Below are 23,240 nucleotides of genomic sequence, written 5' to 3'. Positions count from 1 at the left end.
CACGTACATCCCGACGCCGGAGCGCGCAGTTGACGGTGCGTTCCTGATGCCGGTGGAAGACGTGTTCTCGATCTCGGGTCGCGGCACGGTGGTGACGGGTCGCGTTGAGCGTGGCGTGGTGAAGGTCGGCGAAGAAATCGAAATCGTCGGTATCAAGCCGACGGTGAAGACGACGTGCACGGGCGTGGAAATGTTCCGCAAGCTGCTCGACCAGGGTCAGGCAGGCGACAACGTGGGTATCCTGCTGCGCGGCACGAAGCGTGAAGACGTGGAGCGTGGCCAGGTTCTGGCGAAGCCGGGTTCGATCAACCCGCACACGCACTTCACGGCTGAAGTGTACGTGCTGAGCAAGGACGAAGGCGGTCGCCACACGCCGTTCTTCAACAACTATCGTCCGCAGTTCTACTTCCGTACGACGGACGTGACGGGCTCGATCGAGTTGCCGAAGGACAAGGAAATGGTCATGCCGGGCGACAACGTGTCGATCACGGTGAAGCTGATCAACCCGATCGCGATGGAAGAAGGTCTGCGCTTCGCAATCCGCGAAGGCGGCCGTACGGTCGGCGCAGGTGTGGTTGCCAAGATTCTCGAGTAAAATCGAGGGTTGAAGTTGCATTAAGTGGTGCCCGGAGCCGGGCGCCAGCCCACGGCGGGCACCCGGCTCTACGTTCTTTTACTGTCTGGCGGCGCAATGCTGCCTCGCTCTTTCCAAGGAATTGTCATGCAGAACCAGAAAATCCGCATTCGCCTGAAGGCTTTCGACTATCGTCTGATCGATCAATCGGCAGCTGAAATCGTCGACACGGCAAAGCGGACTGGCGCAATCGTTCGTGGTCCGGTGCCCCTGCCGACCCGCATTCAACGTTTCGACATCCTGCGTTCGCCGCACGTCAACAAGACGTCGCGCGATCAGCTCGAAATTCGTACGCACCAACGCCTGATGGACATCGTCGACCCGACGGACAAGACTGTTGACGCACTGATGAAGCTGGACCTGCCGGCTGGCGTGGACGTGGAAATCAAGCTCCAATAAGGCTTGTAGCGCTGCCTGGCGTACCAGGTAGCGCTAAGTCATTGATTGCTTGCGGAAAACGAAAAGCCTCGCTATAATAGTGGGCTTTTCGCGCATTTGCGCAAAAAAGTCGGTGTGCTGCAGCATGAATTCATGCCCGAAACGGCACCGGCATTTTGTAAATTAGCCCCGACCAATCGCAGTCGGGAATGGAGAAAACGATGAGCCTTGGACTCGTAGGTCGCAAGGTTGGCATGACCCGTATCTTCACGGCAGAAGGGGATTCGATTCCCGTTACCGTGCTGGACGTGTCCGACAACCGCGTGACGCAGATCAAGACTGTTGAAACCGACGGCTACACCGCCGTGCAGGTTGCATTCGGTACGCGCCGTGCATCGCGTGTGACGAAGCCGTTGGCCGGTCATCTCGCCAAAGCCGGTGTTCAAGCCGGTGAAATCCTCAAAGAATTCCAGATCGATGCTGCCAAGGCTGCCGAGTTGTCGAACGGCACCGTGGTCGGTCCCGACCTGTTCGAAGTAGGCCAGAAGGTCGACGTGCAAGGCGTGTCGATCGGTAAGGGCTACGCCGGTACCATCAAGCGTTACAACTTCGCGTCCGGCCGTGCATCGCACGGTAACTCGCGCTCGCACAACGTGCCGGGTTCGATCGGTATGGCGCAGGATCCGGGTCGTGTTTTCCCGGGTAAGCGCATGACCGGTCACATGGGTGACGATACGGTAACCGTGCAAAACCTCGAAATCGCTCGTATCGACGCCGACCGCAAGCTGTTGCTGGTCAAGGGCGCCGTTCCGGGTGCGAAGGGTGGCAAGGTATTCGTTACGCCGGCCGTGAAGACGCGTGCCGTGAAAGGAGCGAAATAATGGAACTTAAGCTCCTGAATGCCAATGGTCAGGAAGGTGCAGGCGTTAGCGCGTCGGACGTAGTGTTCGGTCGCGATTACAACGAAGCCCTGATTCACCAGGTTGTGGTGGCGTATCAAGCGAATGCCCGTAGCGGTAACCGCGCGCAGAAGGACCGTGAGCAAGTCAAGCACACGACCAAGAAGCCGTGGCGCCAGAAGGGTACGGGCCGCGCCCGTGCCGGTATGTCGTCGAGCCCGTTGTGGCGCGGCGGTGGCCGGATCTTCCCGAATTCGCCGGAAGAAAACTTTTCGCACAAGGTTAACAAGAAGATGCATCGCGCAGGTCTCTGCTCGATCTTCTCGCAGCTGGCCCGCGAAGGCCGCATCTCGGTGGTCGACGAGCTGACGCTCGAAGCGCCGAAGACGAAGCTGCTGGCCGAAAAATTCAAGGCGATGGGTCTCGACTCCGTGCTGGTGATTACTGACACGGTTGACGAAAACCTGTACCTCGCGTCGCGCAACCTCGCCCACGTGGCGGTTGTAGAGCCGCGTTACGCCGACCCGCTGTCGCTGATCTACTTCAAGAAGATCCTGATCACGAAGGCTGCGGTCGCCCAGATCGAGGAGTTGCTGTCATGAGCGAGATTCGCAAGAACGATCATCGTTTGATGCAGGTCCTGCTCGCGCCGGTGATCTCCGAAAAGGCGACGCTGGTGGCCGACAAGAACGAGCAAGTTGTGTTCGAAGTCGCGCCCGATGCCACGAAGCAGGAAGTGAAAGCTGCAGTCGAGCTGCTGTTCAAGGTGGAAGTCAATTCCGTCAACGTGCTGGTCTCGAAGGGCAAAGCCAAGCGCTTCGGCCGCTTCATGGGCAAGCGCAAGGACGTGAAGAAGGCGTACGTCTGCCTGAAGCCCGGCCAGGAAATCAACTTTGAAGCGGAGGCCAAGTAATCATGGCAATCGTTAAAGTTAAGCCGACTTCGCCGGGTCGCCGTGCGATGGTCAAGGTGGTCAACAAGGATCTGCATAAGGGCAAGCCGTTCGCACCGCTGCTCGACTCGCAATCCACGACCGCCGGCCGTAACAACAACGGCCACATCACCACGCGTCATAAGGGTGGTGGTCATAAGCATCATTACCGTGTCGTCGATTTCCGTCGCAACAAGGATGGCATTCCGGCAAAGGTCGAACGTCTTGAGTACGATCCGAACCGTAGCGCGAACATCGCGCTGGTTCTGTACGCAGACGGCGAGCGCAAGTACATCATCGCTCCGAAGGGTTTGACGGTTGGCCAGCAACTGATGTCGGGTTCGGAAGCTCCGATCCGCTCAGGCAACACGCTGCCGATCCGCAACATTCCGGTCGGTACGACGATTCACTGCATCGAAATGCTGCCGGGCAAGGGCGCGCAAATGGCGCGTTCGGCTGGCACGTCGGCGATGTTGCTGGCTCGTGAAGGCATCTACGCACAGGTCCGCCTGCGCTCGGGTGAAATCCGCCGCGTTCACGTTGAATGCCGCGCGACGATTGGTGAAGTTGGCAACGAAGAGCATAGCCTCCGTCAAATCGGTAAGGCTGGCGCGAATCGCTGGCGCGGTATCCGCCCGACGGTGCGTGGCGTTGCAATGAACCCGGTCGATCACCCGCACGGCGGTGGTGAAGGCAAGACGGCTGCAGGTCGCGATCCGGTGAGCCCGTGGGGCACGCCTGCTAAGGGTTATCGCACCCGCAGCAACAAGCGCACGACGAGCATGATCGTCCAGCGCCGTCACAAGCGTTAAGGAGTAGGCAATGGCACGTTCTGTAAAAAAAGGTCCGTTCTGCGACGCCCATTTGCTGAAGAAAGTTGAGTCGGCAGCCGCTGCGCGTGACAAGAAGCCGATCAAAACTTGGTCGCGTCGTTCGACGATTCTGCCGGATTTCATCGGTTTGACGATTGCTGTGCATAACGGCCGTCAACACGTCCCGGTGTACATCTCGGAAAACATGGTCGGCCACAAGCTTGGCGAGTTTGCATTGACCCGGACGTTCAAGGGTCACGCAGCCGACAAGAAGGCTAAGAAATAAGGGGCTCATGATGGAAGTGAAAGCAATTCATCGCGGTGCCCGCATCTCGGCGCAGAAAACGCGCCTTGTGGCTGACCAGATCCGCGGTTTGCCGGTCGACAAGGCGCTGAACGTTCTGACGTTCTCGCCGAAGAAGGCTGCGGGAATCGTGAAAAAGGTCGTGCTGTCGGCGATCGCGAATGCGGAGCATAACGAAGGCGCCGATATCGACGAGCTCAAAGTAACGAGCATCATGGTCGACAAGGCTGCATCGCTCAAGCGTTTTACCGCGCGCGCTAAAGGCCGTGGTAACCGCATCGAGAAGCAATCCTGTCACATCACTGTGACGGTCGGGAATTAAGGGGTCATACGATGGGACAGAAAATTCATCCGACTGGCTTCCGTTTGGCCGTCAGCCGCAATTGGGCGTCGCGTTGGTACGCGAACAACAACAATTTCGCGGCGATGTTGCAGGAAGACATCGGTGTTCGTGAATACCTGAAGAAGAAGCTGAAAAACGCTTCGGTTGGCCGCGTCGTTATCGAGCGTCCGGCGAAAAACGCGCGCATCACGATTTATAGCTCGCGTCCGGGTGTCGTCATCGGTAAGAAGGGCGAGGATATCGAGCTGCTGAAGTCGGAACTGCAACGCCGCATGGGCGTTCCGGTCCACGTCAACATCGAAGAAATCCGTAAGCCGGAAACCGATGCGCAACTGATCGCGGATTCGATCACGCAACAACTCGAGCGCCGGATTATGTTCCGCCGCGCGATGAAGCGTGCGATGCAAAACGCAATGCGTCTGGGTGCTCAAGGCATCAAGATCATGAGCGCTGGCCGCCTGAACGGTATCGAAATCGCTCGTACGGAATGGTATCGCGAAGGTCGCGTGCCGCTTCATACGCTGCGTGCTGATATCGACTACGCAACTTCGGAAGCGAAGACGACGTACGGCATCATCGGCGTGAAGGTCTGGGTCTACAAGGGCGATACGCTCGGCCGCAACGACGCACCGGTGGTTGAAGAAGTCGCCGAAGAAAAGCGTCCGCGCCGCAACGCACGTCCGGGTGGCGATCGCCGTCCGCGTCGCGATGGTGAAGGTGGTGGCCCGGCAGGTGCACGCCGTGGCGCTCCCCGTCGTGCTGGCGGTGCCGGCGACGGCGGGAAGACTGGAGAATAACGATGCTGCAACCGAAACGCAGAAAGTATCGCAAAGAGCAGAAAGGTCGTAACACCGGTATCGCTACCCGCGGCAACGCGGTGTCGTTCGGTGAGTTCGGCTTGAAGGCTATCGGTCGTGGTCGCTTGACCGCGCGCCAGATTGAAGCGGCACGTCGTGCAATGACGCGTCACATCAAGCGTGGTGGCCGCATCTGGATCCGCATCTTCCCGGACAAGCCGATCTCGCACAAGCCGGCTGAAGTACGTATGGGTAACGGTAAAGGTAACCCTGAGTACTACGTCGCGGAGATTCAACCGGGCAAGATGCTGTACGAAATGGACGGCGTAACCGAAGAGCTGGCACGCGAAGCGTTCCGTCTGGCTGCAGCTAAGCTGCCGCTCAAGACGACGTTTATCGTGCGTCAGCTCGGCGCCTAAGGAGTAAATGATGAAGGCTTCCGAACTTCACCAGAAAGATCAGGCCGCGCTCAACAAGGAGCTGTCGGACCTGTTGAAGGCGCAATTCGGCCTGCGCATGCAACTCGCGACCCAGCAGCTCACGAACACGAGCCAGCTGAAGAAGGTTCGTCGCGACATCGCACGTGTGCGGACCGTCCTGACTGAGAAGGCGAACCAGAAATGAACGATAGCGTAAAAACCTCGCTCAAGCGGACGCTGGTCGGCAAGGTCGTCAGCAACAAGATGGACAAGACGGTCACCGTGCTGGTTGAGCACCGCGTGAAGCACCCGATCTACGGCAAGTACGTTGTGCGTTCGAAGAAGTACCACGCGCACGACGATGCGAACACGTACAACGAGGGTGACCTCGTTGAAATCCAGGAAACGCGTCCGATTTCGAAGACGAAAGCTTGGGTTGTGGCTCGCCTGGTCGAGGCTGCTCGCGTCATCTGACGCCGCAAAGTTGTAGAAGTAGTTGAAATCGCAGTAAGTTTCGCTTGCAAGACCGGGATTATGTGATATGATCTCGGTCTTCCCTCTTTTATGGGAGCCCCGTCGCGGGCGAAGTTGGTGGGGGAAGCGGTTCAGGCGCCAGTCTGTTCCGAAGGATTCACCGGATTGCGATGGCGGGTTTCGTTTGCCGTCGCTGCTGTTCATACCCAAGCAGCCGATTGGCTGACGGGACCAAGACTGACCGGGTACGCCATGGTGGTGTGACCGGATTAAGTTGGGATAGATAAACCATGATCCAGACCGAAACTCGGCTTGAAGTGGCCGACAACACCGGTGCGCGTGAAGTCATGTGCATCAAGGTTCTCGGCGGCTCGAAGCGTCGTTATGCCAGCATTGGCGACATCATCAAGGTGACCGTCAAAGAAGCAACGCCGCGCGGGCGCGTGAAGAAAGGCGAAATTTACAACGCCGTGGTGGTTCGCACCGCCAAGGGCGTGCGCCGTCAGGACGGCTCGCTGATCAAGTTCGATGGCAATGCTGCAGTGCTGTTGAATGCCAAGCTCGAACCTATTGGCACCCGTATTTTCGGGCCTGTTACGCGCGAGTTGCGCAGCGAACGATTCATGAAGATCGTTTCGTTGGCACCTGAAGTGCTGTAAGGAGTCGCGATGAACAAGATTCGCAAAGGTGACGAAGTTATCGTCATCACCGGCAAAGATAAAGGCAAGCGCGGCGTCGTGCTGTCCGTTGGCGAAGACAAAGTCATTGTCGAGGGTATTAACCTCGTCAAGAAGCACGTCAAGCCGAACCCGATGAAGGGTACGACGGGTGGCGTGGAAGCCAAGACGATGCCGCTGCAAATTTCGAACGTCGCATTGGTCGACGCGAATGGCAAGGCGTCGCGTGTAGGCATCAAGGTCGAAGGAGACAAGAAGGTCCGTTTCCTTAAGACGACCGGTGCTGTGCTGAGCGCCTGACGCTGCGGAGTAAAAAAATGGCTCGTTTGCAAGAGTTTTACAAAGAAAAGGTTGTACCCGGCCTCATCGAGAAGTTCGGTTACAAGTCCGTGATGGAAGTGCCGCGCATCACCAAGATCACCCTGAACATGGGCCTTGGCGAAGCGGTTGCTGACAAGAAGATCATCGAAAACGCCGTTGGCGACCTGACGAAGATCGCAGGCCAGAAGCCGGTGATCACGAAGGCACGCAAGGCAATCGCTGGCTTCAAGATCCGTCAGGGCTATCCGATCGGTGCAATGGTCACGTTGCGTGGTCAGGCAATGTACGAATTTCTGGACCGTTTCGTGACGGTCGCGCTCCCCCGTGTGCGTGACTTCCGTGGCGTGTCGGGTCGTGCGTTCGACGGTCGCGGCAACTACAACATCGGTGTGAAAGAGCAGATCATTTTCCCCGAAATCGACTACGACAAGATCGACGCACTGCGTGGGCTGAACATCAGCATCACGACAACTGCGAAGACCGACGACGAAGCAAAGGCTCTGCTCGCCAGCTTCAAGTTCCCGTTCAGAAACTGAGGTTACCGTGGCTAAACTGGCACTGATCGAACGTGAAAAGAAGCGTGCTCGCCTGGCCGCTAAGTACGCTCCCAAGCGTGCTGAGCTGAAAGCGATCATTGGCGATATGAGCAAGTCGGACGAAGAGCATTACGTAGCACGTCTTGAACTGCAACAACTGCCGCGCAACTCTAACCCGACCCGTAAGCGCAATCGTTGCGCAATTACCGGTCGCCCGCGTGGCACGTTCCGTAAATTCGGGCTGGCGCGTAACAAGATTCGCGAAATCGCGTTCCGCGGCGAGATCCCTGGCCTGACCAAGGCGAGCTGGTAATAGGAGAAACGTAAATGAGCATGAGTGATCCTATCGCCGATATGCTGACTCGCATCCGCAATGCGCAGATGGTTGAGAAAGTTTCGGTGACAATGCCCTCGTCGAAAGTCAAGGTTGCGATTGCGCAGGTCCTGAAGGACGAAGGCTATATCGATGATTTCGCAGTGAAGTCCGAAGGTGCGAAGTCTGAATTGAACATCGTGTTGAAGTACTACGCTGGCCGTCCGGTGATCGAGCGCATTGAACGCGTTTCGAAGCCTGGTCTGCGTGTGTACCGCGGCCGTAACGACATCCCCGTGGTCATGAATGGCCTCGGCGTGGCAATCGTGTCTACGCCGAAGGGCGTGATGACGGACCGTAAAGCACGTGCAACGGGCGTTGGCGGCGAAGTCATCTGCTACGTCGCTTAAGGCCGAAAGGAGAGAAACATGTCTCGAGTAGGTAAAAGCCCGATCGCGCTGCAAGGCGCAGAAGTGGCCCTTAGCGACGAACGCATTACCGTCAAGGGCCCGCTGGGTACGATTTCGCAGGCTGCGAACAGCCTCGTGAAGGTGGTGAACGACAACGGCACGCTGAAGTTCGAGCCGGTGGACGAAAGCCGCGAAGCGAATGCGATGTCGGGCACGATGCGCGCACTGGTTGCGAACATGGTGAACGGCGTGACGAAGGGTTTCGAGCGCAAGCTGACGCTGGTTGGCGTCGGTTACCGCGCACAGGCGCAAGGCGACAAGCTGAACCTGTCGCTGGGTTTCTCGCACCCCGTGGTGCACCAGATGCCGGAAGGCGTCAAGGCTGAAACCCCGACGCAAACCGAAATCGTGATCAAGGGGATCAACAAGCAACAAGTTGGCCAAGTCGCTGCAGAAGTGCGCGGCTATCGCCCGCCGGAGCCCTACAAGGGCAAGGGTGTGCGTTACGCCAACGAGGTTGTGATCCTCAAAGAAACGAAGAAGAAGTAAGGGTGCGCAATCATGGATAAGACTCAATCTCGCCTGCGCCGCGCTCGTCAGACGCGTATCAAGATCGCTGAGCTGCAGGTCGCGCGTCTCGCCGTGCATCGCACGAACACGCACATCTATGCGCAAGTGTTCTCGCCGTGCGGCACCAAGGTGCTCGCCAGCGCGTCGACGCTCGAAGCCGAAGTGCGTGCGCAACTGGCTGATCAGACGGGCAAGGGCGGCAACGTCAATGCTGCGACCCTGATCGGTAAGCGCATTGCAGAAAAGGCTAAGGCTGCCGGCATCGAATCCGTCGCCTTCGACCGTTCGGGTTTCCGTTACCACGGCCGCGTGAAAGCGCTGGCTGATGCGGCGCGCGAAGCCGGACTCAAGTTCTAAGGGAAGAATTCGTCATGGCAAAGATGCAAGCGAAAGTTCAGGCTGACGAACGCGACGACGGCCTGCGCGAAAAGATGATTTCGGTCAACCGCGTGACCAAGGTTGTGAAGGGCGGCCGGATTCTCGGTTTTGCCGCACTGACCGTGGTTGGCGACGGTGATGGCCGCGTCGGTATGGGCAAGGGCAAGGCAAAGGAAGTGCCGGTCGCTGTTCAGAAGGCGATGGAACAGGCTCGCCGCAACATGTTCAAGGTGCCGCTTAAGAACGGTACCCTGCAACACGAAGTGCACGGTAAGCACGGCGCATCGATGGTCCTCCTGGCTCCGGCCAAGGACGGTACCGGTGTGATCGCTGGTGGCCCGATGCGCGCAGTGTTCGACGTGATGGGCGTGCAGAACGTTGTGGCCAAGAGCCACGGTTCGACGAACCCGTACAACCTCGTTCGTGCAACGCTCGACGGTCTGCGTAAGCAGTCCACGCCGGGTGACATCGCGGCGAAGCGCGGCAAGTCCGTCGAAGATATTCTGGGCTAAGGTGGACACCATGTCTGATAAAACTGTCAAGGTCCAGCTCGTCAAGAGCCTGATCGGCACCCGTGAAACGCACCGTGCAACGGTGCGTGGCCTGGGTCTGCGCCGACTCAACTCGGTTAGCGAGTTGCAGGACACGCCGGCTGTGCGCGGCATGATCAACAAGGTTTCGTACCTCGTTAAGGTCATCAGCTAAGCGGCTGACCAGGACTCAAGGAGTTGATAATGGAATTGAATAACCTGAAGCCGGCTGAAGGCTCGAAGCACGCTAAGCGTCGCGTCGGTCGTGGTATCGGCTCCGGTCTGGGCAAGACGGCTGGCCGCGGTCACAAGGGTCAGAAGTCGCGTTCGGGCGGCTTTCACAAGGTTGGCTTCGAAGGCGGTCAAATGCCGCTGCAACGTCGCCTGCCGAAGCGTGGCTTCACCTCGCTGACGAAGGAATTCGTCGGTGAAGTGCGCCTCTCCGATCTGGAAAAGCTGCCGGTCGACGAAATCGATCTGTTGGCTCTGAAGCAAGCCGGCCTGGTCGGCGAGCTGATCAAGAGCGCCAAGATCATCGCGACGGGCGAGCTGAAGCGCAAGATCGTTGTGAAGGGTCTGGGTGCGACGAAGGGTGCGCGCGCTGCTATTGAAGCAGCAGGCGGCTCTTTTGCCGAGTAACGCGCAAGTTATTTGCCGTCACTAGCATTAGCATCGGAGAAGGTACTTGGCTAACAGTCCGAGTCTCGCAAAACCCGGTCGCAGCGCGGCGAAGTTTGGCGATCTGCGTCGGCGGGCAATGTTCTTGCTGCTGGCGCTGATCGTCTACCGTATCGGCGCGCACATTCCGGTGCCGGGTATTGACCCGGACCAACTGGCAAAGTTGTTCCAAAGCCAGTCGGGCGGCATCCTTGGCATGTTCAACATGTTCTCGGGTGGTGCACTTTCGCGGTTCACGATTTTTGCGCTGGGGATCATGCCGTACATTTCGGCGTCGATCATCATGCAGTTGCTGGCGATTGTCTCGCCGCAACTGGAAGCGCTGAAAAAGGAAGGGCAGGCGGGTCAACGGAAGATTACGCAGTACACGCGTGTCTTTACGGTCCTGCTGGCGACGTTCCAGGCGTTCGGCATCGCCGTCGCACTGGAAAATCAGCCGGGCCTGGTGATCGATCCGGGGATGGTGTTTCGGTTGACGACGGTCGTGACGCTGGTGACCGGCACGATGTTCCTGATGTGGCTGGGTGAGCAGATCACGGAACGTGGGCTTGGTAACGGTATCTCGATCATCATTTTCGGCGGTATTGCGGCGGGTTTCCCGAACGCAATCGGTGGTCTTTTCGAACTGGTGCGAACCGGCTCGATGAGCATCATCTCGGCGATTATCGTGGTCGCGCTGATTGCTGCTGTGACGTATCTGGTTGTGTTCATCGAACGCGGCCAGCGCAAGATTCTTGTGAATTACGCCAAGCGGCAGGTCGGTAACAAGATTTACGGCGGACAGTCTTCACATCTGCCGCTGAAGTTGAATATGTCGGGCGTGATTCCGCCGATCTTTGCATCGTCGATCATTCTCTTCCCGGCAACCATCCTGAACTGGTTTAGTTCGGGGTCGCGTACCAGCTGGTTCGCAGACACGTTGCACAACGTGGCCGAAGCCCTCAAGCCCGGTCAACCCGTGTACGTGTTGCTGTACGCGCTGGCGATCGTCTTCTTCTGCTTCTTCTACACCGCACTGGTGTTCAACAGCAGGGAAACGGCCGACAACCTGAAAAAGAGTGGCGCTTTCGTCCCAGGCATCCGCCCGGGCGATCAAACGGCGCGATATATCGACCGCATCCTGACGCGTCTGACGCTGGCTGGTGCGATCTACATCGTGTTTGTTTGTCTGCTGCCTGAATTTTTGGTACTGCGCTGGAACGTGCCGTTTTATTTTGGTGGAACGTCGCTGCTGATCATTGTCGTCGTCACAATGGATTTCATGGCGCAGGTGCAGTCGTACGTTATGTCGCAACAGTATGAATCGCTGCTGAAGAAAGCTAATTTCAAAGGCGGCGGCGTCCCGATGCGTTGAAAGGACTTATGGCCAAAGACGATGTTATCCAGATGCAGGGTGAAGTCATCGAAAACCTGCCTAACGCTACCTTCAGGGTGAAGCTGGAAAACGGCCATGTCGTATTGGGACACATATCCGGCAAGATGCGGATGCACTACATCCGAATCTTGCCGGGCGACAAGGTAACGGTTGAATTGACGCCTTACGATCTGTCGCGTGCGCGGATCGTGTTCCGGGCGAAGTGATTTGAAAAAAGGGTAATATCATGAAAGTGATGGCATCGGTTAAGCGCATTTGCCGCAATTGCAAGATCATCAAGCGCAAAGGCGTTGTGCGCGTGATTTGCAGCTCTGATCCGCGCCACAAACAGCGTCAAGGCTGAACGCCGCGCTTTTTGCTGCGCTTTTTGTTTGAGGAAAAACAATGGCTCGTATCGCAGGGGTTAACATCCCGAATCACCAGCATACCGAAATCGGCCTGACGGCTATTTACGGTGTCGGCCGCACGCGCTCGCGCGACATCTGCGTCGCTGCTGGTGTGGCATTTTCGAAGAAGGTCAAGGACCTGAACGACGCAGACCTCGAAAAGCTGCGTGAAGAAGTCGGCAAGTTCATCGTTGAAGGCGATCTGCGCCGTGAAACGACGATGAACATTAAGCGCCTGATGGATCTCGGCTGCTACCGTGGCGTGCGTCATCGCAAGGGCTTGCCCCTGCGTGGCCAACGCACGCGTACGAATGCCCGTACGCGCAAGGGTCCGCGTCGTGCAGCGCAATCGCTGAAGAAGTAAGCGGAACTGACAGTTACAGGAAAACGTAATGGCTAAGGCTTCGAACAACTCCGCGGCGCAACGCGTTCGCAAGAAGGTCAAGAAGAACGTCGCCGAGGGCGTGGTTCACGTTCACGCGTCGTTCAACAACACCATCATCACGATCACCGATCGTCAAGGCAATGCACTTGCTTGGGCAACGTCGGGTGGTCAGGGCTTCAAGGGTTCGCGTAAATCGACCCCGTTTGCAGCCCAGGTGGCAGCCGAATCGGCTGGCCGCGTGGCGATGGAATACGGCGTGAAGAACCTCGAAGTGCGGATCAAGGGCCCCGGTCCTGGCCGTGAATCGGCGGTGCGCGCGTTGCATGGTCTTGGCATCAAGATCACGGCGATCTCCGACGTGACCCCGGTCCCGCACAACGGCTGCCGTCCGCCGAAGCGTCGTCGTATCTAAGACGCTGTTTTCGCTAGCGCCTGTTGCCGCCGGTGTTAAAGCCGGCGACCACAGGCTGCTTGCGCTATTGAATTGACTAAGCCCACCGTTCGACCCAAAGGGTTCGGACTAGCGCGAGTGCATGCATTCGTGTGATTAATCATAGAAGGAATCAACGTGGCACGTTATATCGGCCCTAAGGCCAAGCTGTCCCGCCGTGAAGGCACTGACCTCTTCCTGAAGAGCGCCCGTCGTTCGCTCGCTGACAAGTGCAAGCTTGACAGCAAGCCTGGCCAACACGGCCGCACGTCGGGTGCACGTACGTCCGACTACGGCACGCAGCTGCGCGAAAAGCAAAAAGTGAAGCGCATCTACGGTGTCCTCGAGCGTCAATTCCGCCGTTACTTCGCTGAAGCCGACCGCCTGAAGGGCAACACGGGTGAAAACCTGCTGCAATTGCTCGAATCGCGTCTCGACAACGTCGTGTATCGCATGGGCTTCGGCTCGACGCGCGCTGAAGCGCGTCAGCTTGTGAGCCACAAGGCGATCACGGTGAACGGCGTGGTGTCGAACATCCCGTCGATGCAAGTGAAGGCGGGCGACGTCGTCGCAGTGCGCGAACAAAAGAAGAAGCAGGCGCGTATTCTCGAAGCGCTGTCGCTGGCTGAGCAAGGCGGTCTGCCGAGCTGGGTCGCTGTCGATTCGAAGAAGTTCGAAGGCACGTTCAAGAGCAAGCCGGAACGCAGTGACATCGCTGGCGATATCAACGAAAGCCTGATCGTCGAATTGTATTCGCGGTAATCGGATTAACGGCCGGGGCACCCCGATTGCGTTGCGCAAGGGGGCGTCTCGGCTGTTTATTTTCAGGTTGTTACCGGTCAGCCTTATCGGTGTAACGAGCCGAGGGTATTGAAAAGGAAAACCTATGCAAACCAGTTTGTTGAAGCCCAAGATCATCGCAGTTGAATCGCTTGGTGAGAGCCACGCGAAAGTGGTCATGGAACCGTTTGAACGCGGTTACGGCCACACCTTGGGTAACGCGCTTCGGCGCGTGCTGCTGTCGTCGATGATCGGCTACGCGCCGACCGAAGTGACGATCGCAGGCGTCGTACATGAGTATTCGACGCTCGACGGTGTGCAAGAGGATGTGGTCAACCTGTTGTTGAACCTGAAGGGCGTAGTGTTCAAGCTGCATAACCGTGACGAAGTGACGGTTACGCTGCGCAAGGAAGGCGAAGGCGTTGTCACCGCTGGCGACATCGAACTCGCGCACGATTGCGAAGTAATCAACCCGGATCACGTCATTGCGCATCTGTCGAAGGGCGGCAAGCTCGACGTGCAGATCAAGGTCGAAAAAGGCCGTGGGTATGTGCCGGGCAATGTGCGTCGTTACGGCGAAGAGTCGGCCAAGATCATCGGCCGCATCGTGCTGGACGCGTCGTTCTCGCCGGTTCGCCGCGTGAGCTATGCCGTTGAAAGCGCGCGCGTCGAACAGCGTACCGACCTCGACAAGCTCGTGATGAACATCGAGACCAACGGTGTGATCTCGCCGGAAGAAGCGATCCGTCAATCGGCGCGCATTCTGGTTGATCAACTGTCGGTGTTCGCTGCGCTGGAAGGCACCGAAGCTACGGCGGAAGCGCCGTCGCGTGCGCCGCAGATCGACCCGATCCTGCTGCGTCCGGTTGATGATCTCGAATTGACGGTTCGTTCGGCGAACTGCCTGAAGGCCGAGAACATTTACTACATCGGCGACCTGATCCAGCGCACGGAAAACGAGTTGCTCAAGACCCCGAATCTGGGTCGCAAGTCGTTGAACGAAATCAAGGAAGTACTGGCGTCGCGTGGTTTGACGCTCGGCATGAAACTCGAAAACTGGCCGCCTGCAGGGTTGGACAAGTAAGTCGAGAAGTAATCTCGGGACAGAACCCGCTGCTGAACTGGCAAAGACGCGGATTTTCCTTTAAAATCCGCGTCTTGTCTTTTTTCACTACCGGCCCGTGCACTCGTCATCATTGGGAAACCGAGGGTAGACCGAGCGCGATAGAAGAGCTGGACCAAAACTTTGAATCAAAGGAATTAACATGCGTCACCGTCATGGTCTGCGGAAACTGAACCGCACGAGCAGCCACCGCCTGGCAATGCTCCGTAACATGTCCAACTCGTTGATCGAGCACGAAGTCATCAAGACGACGCTGCCGAAGGCGAAAGAACTCCGTAAAGTTGTCGAGCCGCTGATCACGCTCGGCAAGAAGCCGTCGCTGGCAAATCGTCGTCTGGCGTTTAACCGCCTGCGCGATCGTGACTCGGTCACGAAGCTGTTCGAAGTCCTCGGCCCGCGCTACGCTACCCGTCCGGGCGGCTACCTGCGCGTCCTGAAGTTCGGCTTCCGCGTCGGCGACAACGCACCGATGGCTCTGGTCGAATTGCTTGACCGTCCGGAAGTCGAAGAAGTTGAAGTGCAAGAAGCTGAGTAAGCTTTTTAGCATCGAAGAAAAAGCCAGGCGCCAAGCCTGGCTTTTTTGTTTATCGCGCCGAATTTCACCGTTGCATGTCGATTGCGGCGGCCAAATGCCGCACGCTTGAAAGAGAGGCGTCTGCGGCATCTCAAGGCTAGGTGATACGATATTGGCACTTGAATCGTGCCTGTCCGGAGCCTCTGTGAGCGTGAATGTGACCTTGATTCTGACGACGGTACCGGATGTCGCCGTTGCCCAGAAGCTCGCAGCGGATGCATTGGCCGCGCGCCTGTGCGCGTGCGTCACGCAGTTAGGTGCCGTGCAATCCAGCTATCACTGGCAGGGTGCGGTCGAAATGGCGCAGGAGATCCAGTTGCTGTTCAAGACGAGTGCGGCACGCGCGCTCGAACTCGAACAGTACATTCAGGCGCACCATCCCTACGACACGCCGGAAATACTCTCCTGGCAAGCGACGGCATCGGCCGCGTACGGTCAGTGGGTCACAGCCGAAACTCAACGTCCTCTCCATGTCTAACGGTCTCAATCAAGGTGCGCGCAATGCGTTGCGCACGGTCCTTTTTCTGCTTGGCGGCCTGGTTTTCGCTCAGTTCGGTACGCTTGCCCACGCCGCGGACGATTTCCTTGATCCCGCCATCGCCTTCAAATTCAGCGCGACCGAGAAACCCGGCGAGGTCGACGTCACCTACAAGATCGCGGACGGTTACTACATGTACCGCGAGCGCTTCGCGTTTGCTACTCGTAACGGCACGACGACGATTGGCGAACCGCAATTGCCGGCTGGTCACGTCAAGTTCGATCAGACCTTTAACAAGAACGTCGAAACCTATCGCAATGAGCTGACGATCCGTATTCCAGTCAGGCAGGCGGCTGGGCCGTTCGATCTCGCTGTTACGTCTCAGGGCTGTGCCGATGCCGGCATCTGCTATCCGCCGATGGAGCGCGTGTATCACGTGAGCGGTGAGGCGTTGCAGCCGGCCGGTAGCGCAGCGGCGGCTGTCGCCACGCAGCAAACGGCAGCAGCGGGCGCGTCGTGGTATGAGCGCGCCACCAGTGCCGATTATGCGCAGTCGCTACTGCAAGGCGGCGGCTTCTTCGCGATCATCGGGCTCTATTTTGTGGCCGGGGCGGTGCTCAGTCTGCTTCCCTGCTCATATCCGATGATTCCAATCCTGTCTGCGATCATCATCGGCGAAGGCGCACGGGTGACGCGTGCCCGTGGCTTTGCTTTGTCGTTTGCCTACGTGATCGGCATGGCGCTCGTGTACACAGCGCTTGGCATTGCCGCAGCGCTCGTTGGGCAGAGTCTTGGCGCATGGCTCCAGAACCCATGGGTGCTCGGTACGTTCGGCGTACTGCTGACAGTGTTCGCGTTGACGCTGATCGCGGGCTTCGACATCGCGTTGCCGCAGCGCTGGCAGGACGGCGTGTCGCGTGCATCGACCGGGCGTTCCGGCGGCAAGTTTGCCGCGGTGGCCGTCATGGGCGCGCTGTCCGCGCTGGTGGTCGGCGCCTGCATGACTGCGCCGCTATTCGCCGTGCTGGCATTCATCGCGCATACGGGCGATGCGTTGCTCGGCGGCGCGGCGCTGTTCTCGATGGGGCTCGGACTCGGCGTGCCCCTCCTGATTATCGGGCTTGGCGCCGGTACTTTGTTGCCGCGAGCCGGCGCATGGATGAACGGGGTCAAGGTGTTCTTCGGTGTGGTGCTGCTCGCGGCGGCCTTGTGGATCGTCTGGCCGGTGCTCGGTGCGGCCGCGACAATGCTGTTGAGCGCGCTGTGGCTGCTGATCGCTGCCGCCGGGCTCGGTCTTTTCTCCGCCCCAGCGGCAGGCGTTTCCGTCTGGCGACGGCTAGGCCGGGGTATAGGCGCGGCGCTGGCAATCTGGGCTGCGGTGCTGCTGGTCGGCCTCGCTGCAGGCTCCTCCGATCCGCTGCACCCGCTAGCCGTCCTGGCCGCGCGCGGGGGCGGGGAGGCCGCTGCGGCAAGCGTCTCCGGCAAGCCGAATGCGGCGTCGCAGGGCGACCTGACGTTTGCTCGGATTCGGTCCTCAGCCGAGCTCGACGAGGCCGTCAAAACCGCTGCACGGCCCGCTATGCTCGATTTTTACGCGGACTGGTGCGTGAGCTGCAAAGAGATGGAGAAGTTCACGTTTAGCGATCCGCGTGTTCAGGCGAAGTTGAAGGAGATGACCCTGCTACGCGCCGACGTCACCGCGAATAACGCTGACGATCAGATACTGCTCAAGCGTTTCAGCCTGTTCGGGCCGCCTGGCATCATCCTCTTCGATCAAGGCGGCAAGGAAGTGCTGCGCATCGTCGGGTACGAGTCCGCGGACAAATTCTTGCGCAGCCTCGATCGCGCGAGTGCGCCGGGCGCTTAGCCCGCACGGTTTGCCCGCGAGGACGTATAAAAAAAAGGAGGCGCGACTGAAAAGTCCGCCTCCGTTTCCGTTCAAGTGTTGAAGCGTTCAGACCAACGCCGCCCGCCAGGGCGACGCGTCGAATCAAATCACTTCTGCGAGCGCAAAATCCGCGCGGCATCCAGCGCAAAGTAGGTCAGCACGCCATCCGCGCCAGCCCGCTTGAACGCCAGCAGCGACTCCATCATCGCCTTGTCGTGATCGAGCCAGCCGTTCTGCGCAGCCGCCTTCAGCATCGCGTATTCTCCGCTCACCTGGTACACGTAAGTCGGGAATTTGAACTCGTCCTTCACGCGACGCACGATGTCCAGATACGGCATGCCGGGCTTGACCATCACCATGTCCGCGCCTTCCTCGATGTCAGCTTGCACTTCGCGCAGCGCTTCATTCGAATTGGCCGGGTCCATCTGGTAGGTCATCTTGTTGCCCTTGCCGAGGTTCGTCGCGGAACCGACAGCATCGCGGAACGGGCCGTAAAACGCCGATGCGAACTTGGCCGAATAAGCCATGATCCGTGTATGGATATAGCCCTCGCTCTCGAGCATTTCGCGGATCGCGCCGATGCGGCCGTCCATCATGTCCGAGGGCGCAACGATATCGACGCCCGCTTCAGCCTGCGCGCGCGCCTGTTCCACGAGGATCTCGACGGTCTCGTCGTTGATCACATAGCCGGCTTCGTCGAGTACGCCGTCCTGGCCGTGGCTCGTATAGGGATCGAGCGCGACGTCGGTCAGCACGCCGAGATCGGGGAAATTTTTCTTCAGTTCGCGAACCGCGCGCGGGATTAAACCGGCGGGATTCGTTGCTTCACGGCCATCAGGCGTCTTCAGGGAAGGCTCGATGGCCGGGAACAGCGACAGCACCGGCACGCCCAGCTCGACGCATTGCTCCGCCACGCCCATGAGCAGATCCACCGACACGCGCTCGACGCCAGGCATCGACGGTACGGCTTGCCGCACGTTAGTGCCTTCGACGATAAATACGGGATAGATTAGATCGTTGGTGGTGAGGATGTTTTCTCGCATCAGACGGCGCGAGAAGTCGTCACGGCGCATGCGGCGCGGACGGTAGTGCGGATAGAAGCTCATAAACGAATCGAAGAAACGTGGATGTGTGGAGTGGACAAATAACGCCTGCCTCCGCTCCCGGAAACTTTTCGAGACAATGGTATATCATACCGATCGAGCAAGGCGCCACGCGCTGACCTCCCCGCTTCTCCTCCCTGAGCGGGTGCCTGTCGTTTTTTTCGATTAGGCTGTTTGGCCCGCCGTTAAAGCGGCGGGTTTTTTTATGGGCGGTCGAAAAGGCACTTTTGCCTGATTCGCACGAGCCGCGCGGTTACTGCGGCGCGTCTGTTTCGCCCTTCGCATCGGGGATCAACCAGCTTTCGATCAGCTCGTGCGCCTCGTCGATGCCGACGCGTTTGAGGGCCGAGAACAACTGCGCGGTCAATTCGCCCTGATAGCCGGCGGTACGATATTCAGCCAAACCTTTCTGCGTCGCACGCAAAGCATTGATGCTTTCCTGGCGCGTCAATTTGTCGCATTTCGTCAGCAGCGTGTGAATCGGCTTGCCGGTCGGCGCGAACCACTCGATCATGCGCCGGTCCAGATCCGTCAGCGGGCGGCGCGAATCCATCATCAGGATCATGCCGCGCAGTTGCGAGCGCGATTGCAGGTAGGTCGAGAGCAGCGCTTCCCAGTGAGCCTTGGCCGCGCCTGGCACTTCCGCATAACCGTAGCCCGGCAGGTCGACCAGGTGCGCAGTGGGCTCGTCCTCCTTGCCCACCGAGAAATAATTGATGTGCTGGGTGCGGCCAGGCGTCTTACTGGCGAACGCGAGGCGCTTCTGGTTGCACAGAATATTGATGGCCGTGGACTTACCCGCATTCGAGCGTCCCGCGAAGCAGATCTCGGGTTGCGCGGTAGCCGGCAGATCACGCAAGTGATTGACGGTCGTGAAAAAGCGGGATTGGTGGAGCAGGAAGGACATGATCAGGCCAGGATTCGAGACGCCGGGGAACCCGGAGTGGGGACGGGTCAAGCCCGACTGGCGTCTTAGCGATTAGCGAGTTATTGTACAATACGATGGTTTACTGAAAACCTGAGGGGGCCAGCCAGCGTGCCTTGGCGGCTCTTAGCGGTCACTCAGTCGCTGTCGTATCTTGCAAAACCTCTAAAATCCCACAAGACGAGACAGGGTGTGCGAATGAATCGACTGTGCAAGACTCTGATGGTGCTTCAAGTCGCGGCAGGTCTTTCAAGTTTGGCAATTCAGGCACGAGCAGCAGATCCGGCAAAGCCGGACATCAATCGGGGGCAGGCAATCGCGGTGCAGGTTTGCGCGTCATGTCACGGTGCGGACGGCAACAGTGCCGGCGGTGCGTATCCGAAGCTGGCAGGCCAGCAGCCCGAGTATCTCGTCAAGCAATTGATGGATTTCAAGACGCTGCCGGGCGCCAAGCAACCCGCGCGTAACAATGCGATCATGGCGGGCATGGCCGCGGCGTTGTCCGACCAGGACATGACCAATGTGGCTGCTTATTTTTCGACGCAGACCCCGAAGCCAGGCTATGCGCATAACAAAGATACCGTCCCGCTAGGTCAGAAGATTTATCGCGGTGGGATTGCCGATAAGGGTGTGCCGGCGTGCGCAAGCTGTCACGGGCCGACCGGTCAGGGGATTCCGTCGCAGTATCCGCGTCTGTCGGGGCAGTGGGCCGAATACACGGTGGCGCAGTTGACCGCGTTCACGCAAGGTCCGGGCGCGCGTAACAACAATGAGGCGATGCACGCCGTTGCATCGCGTCTGTCGGACAGCGAGATCAAGGCTGTAGCCGATTACATCGCGGGCTTGCACTAGGAAGTCCGCACGCAAGTGCAACCGGCCCGGCGAGGCCGGTACAAAACAAGAAAAGGGTGAGGGCGTCGTGCCTACGACAGCCCTTCACCCTTTTTTGCTGTTCAGTCGGAGTATGAATGAGCGTCACCACGTCGGGTTTGCAGTCGAAGTCGGGCAATCGCTTTACGCGCAGCATCATCGAAGTATTGAGTTCGATGCGTTTCGCGATTGCGCTGCTCGTGATTCTGTCGATCGCCAGCATCATCGGCACCGTCCTCACACAGGACGATCCCTATCCCAACTACGTCAATCAGTTCGGCCCGTTCTGGGCAGACATCTTCCGCTCGCTGAGCCTGTACACGGTGTACAGCTCGTGGTGGTTCATGCTGATTCTCGGCTTTCTGATGGTGTCGGTGTCGCTGTGCGTGATCCGCAACGCACCGAAAATGGTCGCGGACGCCAAGAGCTGGAAGGACAAGGTTCGCGAAGGCAGCTTGCGTGCTTTCCATCACAAGGGTGAATTCGCGGTGCACGGCACACGCGCGCAGACCTCGGCGATCCTGGCCAATCTCTCGGCCAAGCTCGGCTACAAGTTCGTCACACGTGAGTCGGATGGCGCAACGCTGATCGCCGCCAAGCGTGGCGCGTTGACCAAGTTCGGCTACATCTCCGCTCACCTCGCGATCGTCGTGATCTGTCTGGGTGGGCTGCTGGACAGTAATCTGCCGATCAAGCTGCAGATGTGGCTGTTCGACAAGTCGCCGATCCGCAGCAACACGGTGATCAATGAAATTGCGCCCGAGCATCGCCTGTCGCAATCGAACCCGACTTTCCGTGGATACGCATGGGTGCCTGAAGGCCAGCATGTGTCGACGGCAATCCTGAACCAGCCGGACGGCTCGCTGATCCAGGACCTGCCATTCTCGATCGAGCTGAACAAATTCATCGTCGACTATTACTCGACGGGTATGCCGAAGCTGTTCGCGAGCGACATCGTCGTGGTCGACCACAAGACGGGCGCGCGCGTGCCGGCGCGCGTCGAAGTGAACAAGCCGTTCACCTACGACGGCGTGTCGATCTATCAGTCGAGCTTCCAGGATGGCGGCTCGCAGATGCAGATGACCGCGTACCCAATGTCTGGTGAGAGCGCGAAAACCGCGCCGTTCGGCGGCACCATCGGCGGCAATGCACCGTTGAGCGCGGCCACGCCGCTGGCGGACGGCCAGACCGTCGAATTCACTGATTTCCGCGCGATCAACGTCGAAAACGTCTCGAATGGCAACGGCCAGACCGACGCCCGTGGCGTCGCCGCGCATCGCACGCTGAAAGAGGCGTTCGATGAGCGCCTCGGCTCCGGCGCCAAGAGCTCCAAGCCGCTCGATCTGCATAACGTTGGCCCGTCGGTGCAGTACAAAGTCCGCGGCAAGGACGGCCAGGCGCGCGAGTACAACAACTACATGCTGCCGGTGGACGTCGCGGGCGAAAAGATGTTCCTCGCCGGCATGCGTCTGAATCCGGACGACCCATTCCGTTACCTGCGTATTCCCGCCGACACCGGCGGTACCGTCAAGGAATGGATGAACCTGCGCGCCACGCTGGAAAATCCTGCCATGCGCGCAGCCGCCGCTCATCGTTTCGCGCTGCGCTCGGTGCCGGGTTCTAATGTCGAACTGCAACAACATCTGGAAGAAAGCGCATTGCGTGTCCTGACCCTGTTTGCCGGCTCGGACAACAGCATCAAGATGCCGAACGGCCAGACGGTCGGCGGCTTCCAGGCGATTGCCGGGTTCATCGATCATTCGGTGCCGAAGGGCGAGCAGGAAAAGGCCGCGGGCCTGCTGCTGCGCATGCTGGAAGGCGCGACGTGGGACGTGTGGCAACAGTCGCGCGAGCAACTGGGCGAGCCGGACGCGCAGGCCAATGCGGACGCCACCCGGTTCATCCAAAGCTCGATCAATGCCATATCTGACAGCTTTTTGTATGGATCGCCGGTCTATTTGCAGCTTGACTCATTCAAGCAGGTGCAAGCTTCGGTATTTCAGTTGACGCGCGCGCCGGGCAAAAAAGTCGTGTATCTTGGCAGCCTGCTCCTCGTGTTGGGCATCTTTTCGATGTTCTACGTCCGCGAACGGCGCCTCTGGTTCTGGCTCAAAGATACTGATCACGGCACGAATGTCGTGATGGCGATGTCGAGCGCCCGCAAAACGCTCGATTTCGAAAAGGAGTTCGTCCAAACGCGCGACGCTGTCGGCGCCGCGCTGGGCGCCAAACTCGTTGAAGCATCCGACGCCGCCGGCGCCTCCGACAAACCCGGCACTGCCGGCGCGCCGTCCGCACGCTCACAAGATTCGACCCGGTAAGATCATGGACTTGACTCAGGTTTCTTCATCCTCCCCTTCATCCTCGCGGCCGCAGAAGGCGTTCGCGAACGAGGCACTCAACGTCGCGCAGTTTGACGAGCGCCCGTTTCTGAAGCGCCTCGGTATCGTCGACTGGCTGTTCGCCGCGCTGATGGTCGCGGGCGCGGGGTTCGCGCTGTCGCGCTATTACCCGTTCAT

Annotated in this window: 36 protein-coding genes and 1 pseudogene; 35 read left to right on the top strand and 2 right to left on the bottom strand. The window is 58.9% G+C overall.

Annotation, left to right across the window (positions count from 1 at the left end; genetic code table 11):
- The 32 genes from KHO23_RS34210 to dsbD all read left to right on the top strand — a co-directional run.
- A partial coding sequence (locus KHO23_RS34210; RefSeq protein ID WP_268963978.1) for an EF-Tu C-terminal domain-related protein occupies positions 1-595 on the top strand: 595 nt, incomplete at its 5' end.
- Between the two features lie 126 nt (positions 596-721).
- A complete protein-coding gene (gene rpsJ, locus KHO23_RS34205; protein WP_006998489.1) occupies positions 722-1,033 on the top strand; it encodes a 30S ribosomal protein S10 in 312 nt (103 codons plus the stop codon).
- A gap of 200 nt (positions 1,034-1,233) precedes the next feature.
- Positions 1,234-1,893, top strand: a complete 660-nt coding sequence (gene rplC, locus KHO23_RS34200) for a 50S ribosomal protein L3 (RefSeq protein ID WP_007180137.1) — start codon at positions 1,234-1,236, stop codon at positions 1,891-1,893.
- Entirely contained in the window at positions 1,893-2,513 is a 621-nt protein-coding gene (gene rplD / locus KHO23_RS34195) for a 50S ribosomal protein L4 (protein ID WP_007180136.1), read from the top strand. The genes rplC and rplD overlap by 1 nt, the downstream gene beginning before the upstream one ends.
- The gene (gene rplW, locus KHO23_RS34190; RefSeq protein WP_007180135.1) at positions 2,510-2,824 is read left to right on the top strand and encodes a 50S ribosomal protein L23; all 315 of its coding nucleotides are present in this window, start codon (positions 2,510-2,512) and stop codon (positions 2,822-2,824) included. Before rplD ends, rplW begins: the two co-directional genes overlap by 4 nt.
- A gap of 2 nt (positions 2,825-2,826) precedes the next feature.
- On the top strand, positions 2,827-3,654 hold the full coding sequence (gene rplB / locus KHO23_RS34185) for a 50S ribosomal protein L2 (protein WP_074281988.1): 828 nt from the start codon (positions 2,827-2,829) through the stop codon (positions 3,652-3,654).
- 10 nt (positions 3,655-3,664) lie between these two features.
- Positions 3,665-3,940, top strand: a complete 276-nt coding sequence (rpsS, locus tag KHO23_RS34180; protein ID WP_054036552.1) for a 30S ribosomal protein S19 — start codon at positions 3,665-3,667, stop codon at positions 3,938-3,940.
- A 7-nt stretch (positions 3,941-3,947) separates the two neighbouring features.
- On the top strand, positions 3,948-4,280 hold the full coding sequence (gene rplV, locus KHO23_RS34175) for a 50S ribosomal protein L22 (protein ID WP_197070230.1): 333 nt from the start codon (positions 3,948-3,950) through the stop codon (positions 4,278-4,280).
- An 11-nt stretch (positions 4,281-4,291) separates the two neighbouring features.
- Positions 4,292-5,098: a 30S ribosomal protein S3 gene (gene rpsC, locus KHO23_RS34170; protein ID WP_011490053.1), complete on the top strand. Its 807-nt coding sequence runs from the start codon at positions 4,292-4,294 to the stop codon at positions 5,096-5,098.
- A gap of 2 nt (positions 5,099-5,100) precedes the next feature.
- Positions 5,101-5,517 (top strand): 50S ribosomal protein L16, encoded by a 417-nt coding sequence (rplP, locus tag KHO23_RS34165; protein WP_007180131.1) that lies wholly within the window; start codon positions 5,101-5,103, stop codon positions 5,515-5,517.
- Positions 5,518-5,527: 10 nt separating this feature from the next.
- Entirely contained in the window at positions 5,528-5,722 is a 195-nt protein-coding gene (rpmC, locus tag KHO23_RS34160; protein WP_007180130.1) for a 50S ribosomal protein L29, read from the top strand.
- Positions 5,719-5,991, top strand: coding sequence for a 30S ribosomal protein S17 (gene rpsQ, locus KHO23_RS34155; protein WP_007180129.1), 273 nt, complete (start codon positions 5,719-5,721; stop codon positions 5,989-5,991). The genes rpmC and rpsQ overlap by 4 nt, the downstream gene beginning before the upstream one ends.
- A 290-nt stretch (positions 5,992-6,281) precedes the next feature.
- Entirely contained in the window at positions 6,282-6,650 is a 369-nt protein-coding gene (gene rplN / locus KHO23_RS34150) for a 50S ribosomal protein L14 (protein ID WP_006052212.1), read from the top strand.
- A gap of 9 nt (positions 6,651-6,659) precedes the next feature.
- Complete coding sequence (gene rplX, locus KHO23_RS34145; RefSeq protein WP_028199569.1) at positions 6,660-6,968, top strand: 50S ribosomal protein L24; 309 nt, start codon at positions 6,660-6,662, stop codon at positions 6,966-6,968.
- A gap of 17 nt (positions 6,969-6,985) precedes the next feature.
- The gene (gene rplE, locus KHO23_RS34140) at positions 6,986-7,525 is read left to right on the top strand and encodes a 50S ribosomal protein L5 (protein ID WP_006052214.1); all 540 of its coding nucleotides are present in this window, start codon (positions 6,986-6,988) and stop codon (positions 7,523-7,525) included.
- A 7-nt stretch (positions 7,526-7,532) separates the two neighbouring features.
- On the top strand, positions 7,533-7,838 hold the full coding sequence (rpsN, locus tag KHO23_RS34135) for a 30S ribosomal protein S14 (protein ID WP_120289167.1): 306 nt from the start codon (positions 7,533-7,535) through the stop codon (positions 7,836-7,838).
- Between the two features lie 14 nt (positions 7,839-7,852).
- A complete protein-coding gene (gene rpsH / locus KHO23_RS34130) occupies positions 7,853-8,248 on the top strand; it encodes a 30S ribosomal protein S8 (protein WP_006052216.1) in 396 nt (131 codons plus the stop codon).
- Positions 8,249-8,266: 18 nt separating this feature from the next.
- Positions 8,267-8,797, top strand: coding sequence for a 50S ribosomal protein L6 (gene rplF / locus KHO23_RS34125; RefSeq protein ID WP_028199570.1), 531 nt, complete (start codon positions 8,267-8,269; stop codon positions 8,795-8,797).
- 12 nt (positions 8,798-8,809) lie between these two features.
- Positions 8,810-9,175: a 50S ribosomal protein L18 gene (gene rplR / locus KHO23_RS34120; RefSeq protein ID WP_012434568.1), complete on the top strand. Its 366-nt coding sequence runs from the start codon at positions 8,810-8,812 to the stop codon at positions 9,173-9,175.
- A gap of 14 nt (positions 9,176-9,189) precedes the next feature.
- Positions 9,190-9,708: a 30S ribosomal protein S5 gene (gene rpsE, locus KHO23_RS34115; protein ID WP_006052219.1), complete on the top strand. Its 519-nt coding sequence runs from the start codon at positions 9,190-9,192 to the stop codon at positions 9,706-9,708.
- Positions 9,709-9,718: 10 nt separating this feature from the next.
- The gene (rpmD, locus tag KHO23_RS34110; RefSeq protein WP_007180126.1) at positions 9,719-9,901 is read left to right on the top strand and encodes a 50S ribosomal protein L30; all 183 of its coding nucleotides are present in this window, start codon (positions 9,719-9,721) and stop codon (positions 9,899-9,901) included.
- Between the two features lie 29 nt (positions 9,902-9,930).
- Positions 9,931-10,365 carry a 50S ribosomal protein L15 gene (rplO, locus tag KHO23_RS34105; protein WP_074301421.1) on the top strand — a complete coding sequence of 145 codons (435 nt, stop codon included), beginning with the start codon at positions 9,931-9,933 and terminating at the stop codon, positions 10,363-10,365.
- Between the two features lie 46 nt (positions 10,366-10,411).
- Positions 10,412-11,758, top strand: coding sequence for a preprotein translocase subunit SecY (secY, locus tag KHO23_RS34100; RefSeq protein WP_211617427.1), 1,347 nt, complete (start codon positions 10,412-10,414; stop codon positions 11,756-11,758).
- 8 nt (positions 11,759-11,766) lie between these two features.
- Positions 11,767-11,985 carry a translation initiation factor IF-1 gene (infA, locus tag KHO23_RS34095; RefSeq protein WP_004521905.1) on the top strand — a complete coding sequence of 73 codons (219 nt, stop codon included), beginning with the start codon at positions 11,767-11,769 and terminating at the stop codon, positions 11,983-11,985.
- A gap of 20 nt (positions 11,986-12,005) precedes the next feature.
- Positions 12,006-12,122 (top strand): 50S ribosomal protein L36, encoded by a 117-nt coding sequence (gene rpmJ, locus KHO23_RS34090; RefSeq protein ID WP_004199844.1) that lies wholly within the window; start codon positions 12,006-12,008, stop codon positions 12,120-12,122.
- Between the two features lie 41 nt (positions 12,123-12,163).
- Positions 12,164-12,529 carry a 30S ribosomal protein S13 gene (gene rpsM / locus KHO23_RS34085; protein ID WP_012434566.1) on the top strand — a complete coding sequence of 122 codons (366 nt, stop codon included), beginning with the start codon at positions 12,164-12,166 and terminating at the stop codon, positions 12,527-12,529.
- Positions 12,530-12,557: 28 nt separating this feature from the next.
- Complete coding sequence (gene rpsK / locus KHO23_RS34080; RefSeq protein ID WP_006052224.1) at positions 12,558-12,962, top strand: 30S ribosomal protein S11; 405 nt, start codon at positions 12,558-12,560, stop codon at positions 12,960-12,962.
- Between the two features lie 156 nt (positions 12,963-13,118).
- Positions 13,119-13,742, top strand: a complete 624-nt coding sequence (rpsD, locus tag KHO23_RS34075; RefSeq protein ID WP_027800372.1) for a 30S ribosomal protein S4 — start codon at positions 13,119-13,121, stop codon at positions 13,740-13,742.
- 124 nt (positions 13,743-13,866) lie between these two features.
- The gene (locus tag KHO23_RS34070; protein WP_006052226.1) at positions 13,867-14,844 is read left to right on the top strand and encodes a DNA-directed RNA polymerase subunit alpha; all 978 of its coding nucleotides are present in this window, start codon (positions 13,867-13,869) and stop codon (positions 14,842-14,844) included.
- Positions 14,845-15,025: 181 nt separating this feature from the next.
- The gene (gene rplQ, locus KHO23_RS34065; protein WP_006052227.1) at positions 15,026-15,418 is read left to right on the top strand and encodes a 50S ribosomal protein L17; all 393 of its coding nucleotides are present in this window, start codon (positions 15,026-15,028) and stop codon (positions 15,416-15,418) included.
- 184 nt (positions 15,419-15,602) lie between these two features.
- The gene (gene cutA, locus KHO23_RS34060) at positions 15,603-15,935 is read left to right on the top strand and encodes a divalent-cation tolerance protein CutA (RefSeq protein ID WP_407946097.1); all 333 of its coding nucleotides are present in this window, start codon (positions 15,603-15,605) and stop codon (positions 15,933-15,935) included.
- Positions 15,928-17,802, top strand: a complete 1,875-nt coding sequence (gene dsbD / locus KHO23_RS34055) for a protein-disulfide reductase DsbD (protein WP_211617425.1) — start codon at positions 15,928-15,930, stop codon at positions 17,800-17,802. The genes cutA and dsbD overlap by 8 nt, the downstream gene beginning before the upstream one ends.
- 128 nt (positions 17,803-17,930) lie before the next feature.
- On the opposite strand, the gene hemB is transcribed toward dsbD, so the two are convergent.
- Together hemB and yihA are read right to left on the bottom strand one after the other, a co-directional pair.
- On the bottom strand, positions 17,931-18,929 hold the full coding sequence (gene hemB / locus KHO23_RS34050) for a porphobilinogen synthase (protein WP_211617423.1): 999 nt from the start codon (positions 18,927-18,929) through the stop codon (positions 17,931-17,933).
- A gap of 250 nt (positions 18,930-19,179) precedes the next feature.
- Complete coding sequence (yihA, locus tag KHO23_RS34045) at positions 19,180-19,833, bottom strand: ribosome biogenesis GTP-binding protein YihA/YsxC (protein WP_211617421.1); 654 nt, start codon at positions 19,831-19,833, stop codon at positions 19,180-19,182.
- Positions 19,834-20,049: 216 nt separating this feature from the next.
- Between yihA and KHO23_RS34040 the strand changes: the two genes are divergently transcribed.
- The 3 genes and pseudogenes from KHO23_RS34040 to KHO23_RS34030 form a co-directional block, all read left to right on the top strand.
- Positions 20,050-20,703 carry a c-type cytochrome gene (locus tag KHO23_RS34040; RefSeq protein WP_211617419.1) on the top strand — a complete coding sequence of 218 codons (654 nt, stop codon included), beginning with the start codon at positions 20,050-20,052 and terminating at the stop codon, positions 20,701-20,703.
- Between the two features lie 116 nt (positions 20,704-20,819).
- Complete coding sequence (locus KHO23_RS34035) at positions 20,820-23,042, top strand: cytochrome c biogenesis protein ResB (RefSeq protein WP_211617416.1); 2,223 nt, start codon at positions 20,820-20,822, stop codon at positions 23,040-23,042.
- A gap of 4 nt (positions 23,043-23,046) precedes the next feature.
- A pseudogene (locus tag KHO23_RS34030) lies at positions 23,047-23,240 on the top strand (c-type cytochrome biogenesis protein CcsB); the annotation flags it as partial.

The sequence above is a fragment of the Paraburkholderia haematera genome, assembly GCF_905220975.1.
GTDB lineage: Bacteria > Pseudomonadota > Gammaproteobacteria > Burkholderiales > Burkholderiaceae > Paraburkholderia > Paraburkholderia haematera.
This window is presented reverse-complemented; position numbering and strand designations above follow the sequence as displayed.

Coding starts and splice junctions, on each gene's coding strand:
- KHO23_RS34070 (WP_006052226.1), top strand. CDS start 13,867: ATGCAAACCAGTTTGTTGAAGCCCAAGATCATCGCAGTTGAATCGCTT.
- hemB (WP_211617423.1), bottom strand. CDS start 18,929: ATGAGCTTCTATCCGCACTACCGTCCGCGCCGCATGCGCCGTGACGAC.
- rplQ (WP_006052227.1), top strand. CDS start 15,026: ATGCGTCACCGTCATGGTCTGCGGAAACTGAACCGCACGAGCAGCCAC.
- rpsS (WP_054036552.1), top strand. CDS start 3,665: ATGGCACGTTCTGTAAAAAAAGGTCCGTTCTGCGACGCCCATTTGCTG.
- rpsJ (WP_006998489.1), top strand. CDS start 722: ATGCAGAACCAGAAAATCCGCATTCGCCTGAAGGCTTTCGACTATCGT.
- infA (WP_004521905.1), top strand. CDS start 11,767: ATGGCCAAAGACGATGTTATCCAGATGCAGGGTGAAGTCATCGAAAAC.
- dsbD (WP_211617425.1), top strand. CDS start 15,928: ATGTCTAACGGTCTCAATCAAGGTGCGCGCAATGCGTTGCGCACGGTC.
- rplR (WP_012434568.1), top strand. CDS start 8,810: ATGGATAAGACTCAATCTCGCCTGCGCCGCGCTCGTCAGACGCGTATC.
- rpsE (WP_006052219.1), top strand. CDS start 9,190: ATGGCAAAGATGCAAGCGAAAGTTCAGGCTGACGAACGCGACGACGGC.
- rplB (WP_074281988.1), top strand. CDS start 2,827: ATGGCAATCGTTAAAGTTAAGCCGACTTCGCCGGGTCGCCGTGCGATG.
- rplV (WP_197070230.1), top strand. CDS start 3,948: ATGATGGAAGTGAAAGCAATTCATCGCGGTGCCCGCATCTCGGCGCAG.
- rpsH (WP_006052216.1), top strand. CDS start 7,853: ATGAGCATGAGTGATCCTATCGCCGATATGCTGACTCGCATCCGCAAT.
- KHO23_RS34035 (WP_211617416.1), top strand. CDS start 20,820: ATGAGCGTCACCACGTCGGGTTTGCAGTCGAAGTCGGGCAATCGCTTT.
- rplF (WP_028199570.1), top strand. CDS start 8,267: ATGTCTCGAGTAGGTAAAAGCCCGATCGCGCTGCAAGGCGCAGAAGTG.
- rplW (WP_007180135.1), top strand. CDS start 2,510: ATGAGCGAGATTCGCAAGAACGATCATCGTTTGATGCAGGTCCTGCTC.
- rpsK (WP_006052224.1), top strand. CDS start 12,558: ATGGCTAAGGCTTCGAACAACTCCGCGGCGCAACGCGTTCGCAAGAAG.
- rplP (WP_007180131.1), top strand. CDS start 5,101: ATGCTGCAACCGAAACGCAGAAAGTATCGCAAAGAGCAGAAAGGTCGT.
- KHO23_RS34040 (WP_211617419.1), top strand. CDS start 20,050: ATGAATCGACTGTGCAAGACTCTGATGGTGCTTCAAGTCGCGGCAGGT.
- rpsQ (WP_007180129.1), top strand. CDS start 5,719: ATGAACGATAGCGTAAAAACCTCGCTCAAGCGGACGCTGGTCGGCAAG.
- rpsM (WP_012434566.1), top strand. CDS start 12,164: ATGGCTCGTATCGCAGGGGTTAACATCCCGAATCACCAGCATACCGAA.
- rplD (WP_007180136.1), top strand. CDS start 1,893: ATGGAACTTAAGCTCCTGAATGCCAATGGTCAGGAAGGTGCAGGCGTT.
- rpmD (WP_007180126.1), top strand. CDS start 9,719: ATGTCTGATAAAACTGTCAAGGTCCAGCTCGTCAAGAGCCTGATCGGC.
- rplC (WP_007180137.1), top strand. CDS start 1,234: ATGAGCCTTGGACTCGTAGGTCGCAAGGTTGGCATGACCCGTATCTTC.
- rpsC (WP_011490053.1), top strand. CDS start 4,292: ATGGGACAGAAAATTCATCCGACTGGCTTCCGTTTGGCCGTCAGCCGC.
- rplN (WP_006052212.1), top strand. CDS start 6,282: ATGATCCAGACCGAAACTCGGCTTGAAGTGGCCGACAACACCGGTGCG.
- rpmC (WP_007180130.1), top strand. CDS start 5,528: ATGAAGGCTTCCGAACTTCACCAGAAAGATCAGGCCGCGCTCAACAAG.
- rplX (WP_028199569.1), top strand. CDS start 6,660: ATGAACAAGATTCGCAAAGGTGACGAAGTTATCGTCATCACCGGCAAA.
- rplO (WP_074301421.1), top strand. CDS start 9,931: ATGGAATTGAATAACCTGAAGCCGGCTGAAGGCTCGAAGCACGCTAAG.
- rplE (WP_006052214.1), top strand. CDS start 6,986: ATGGCTCGTTTGCAAGAGTTTTACAAAGAAAAGGTTGTACCCGGCCTC.
- yihA (WP_211617421.1), bottom strand. CDS start 19,833: ATGTCCTTCCTGCTCCACCAATCCCGCTTTTTCACGACCGTCAATCAC.
- rpmJ (WP_004199844.1), top strand. CDS start 12,006: ATGAAAGTGATGGCATCGGTTAAGCGCATTTGCCGCAATTGCAAGATC.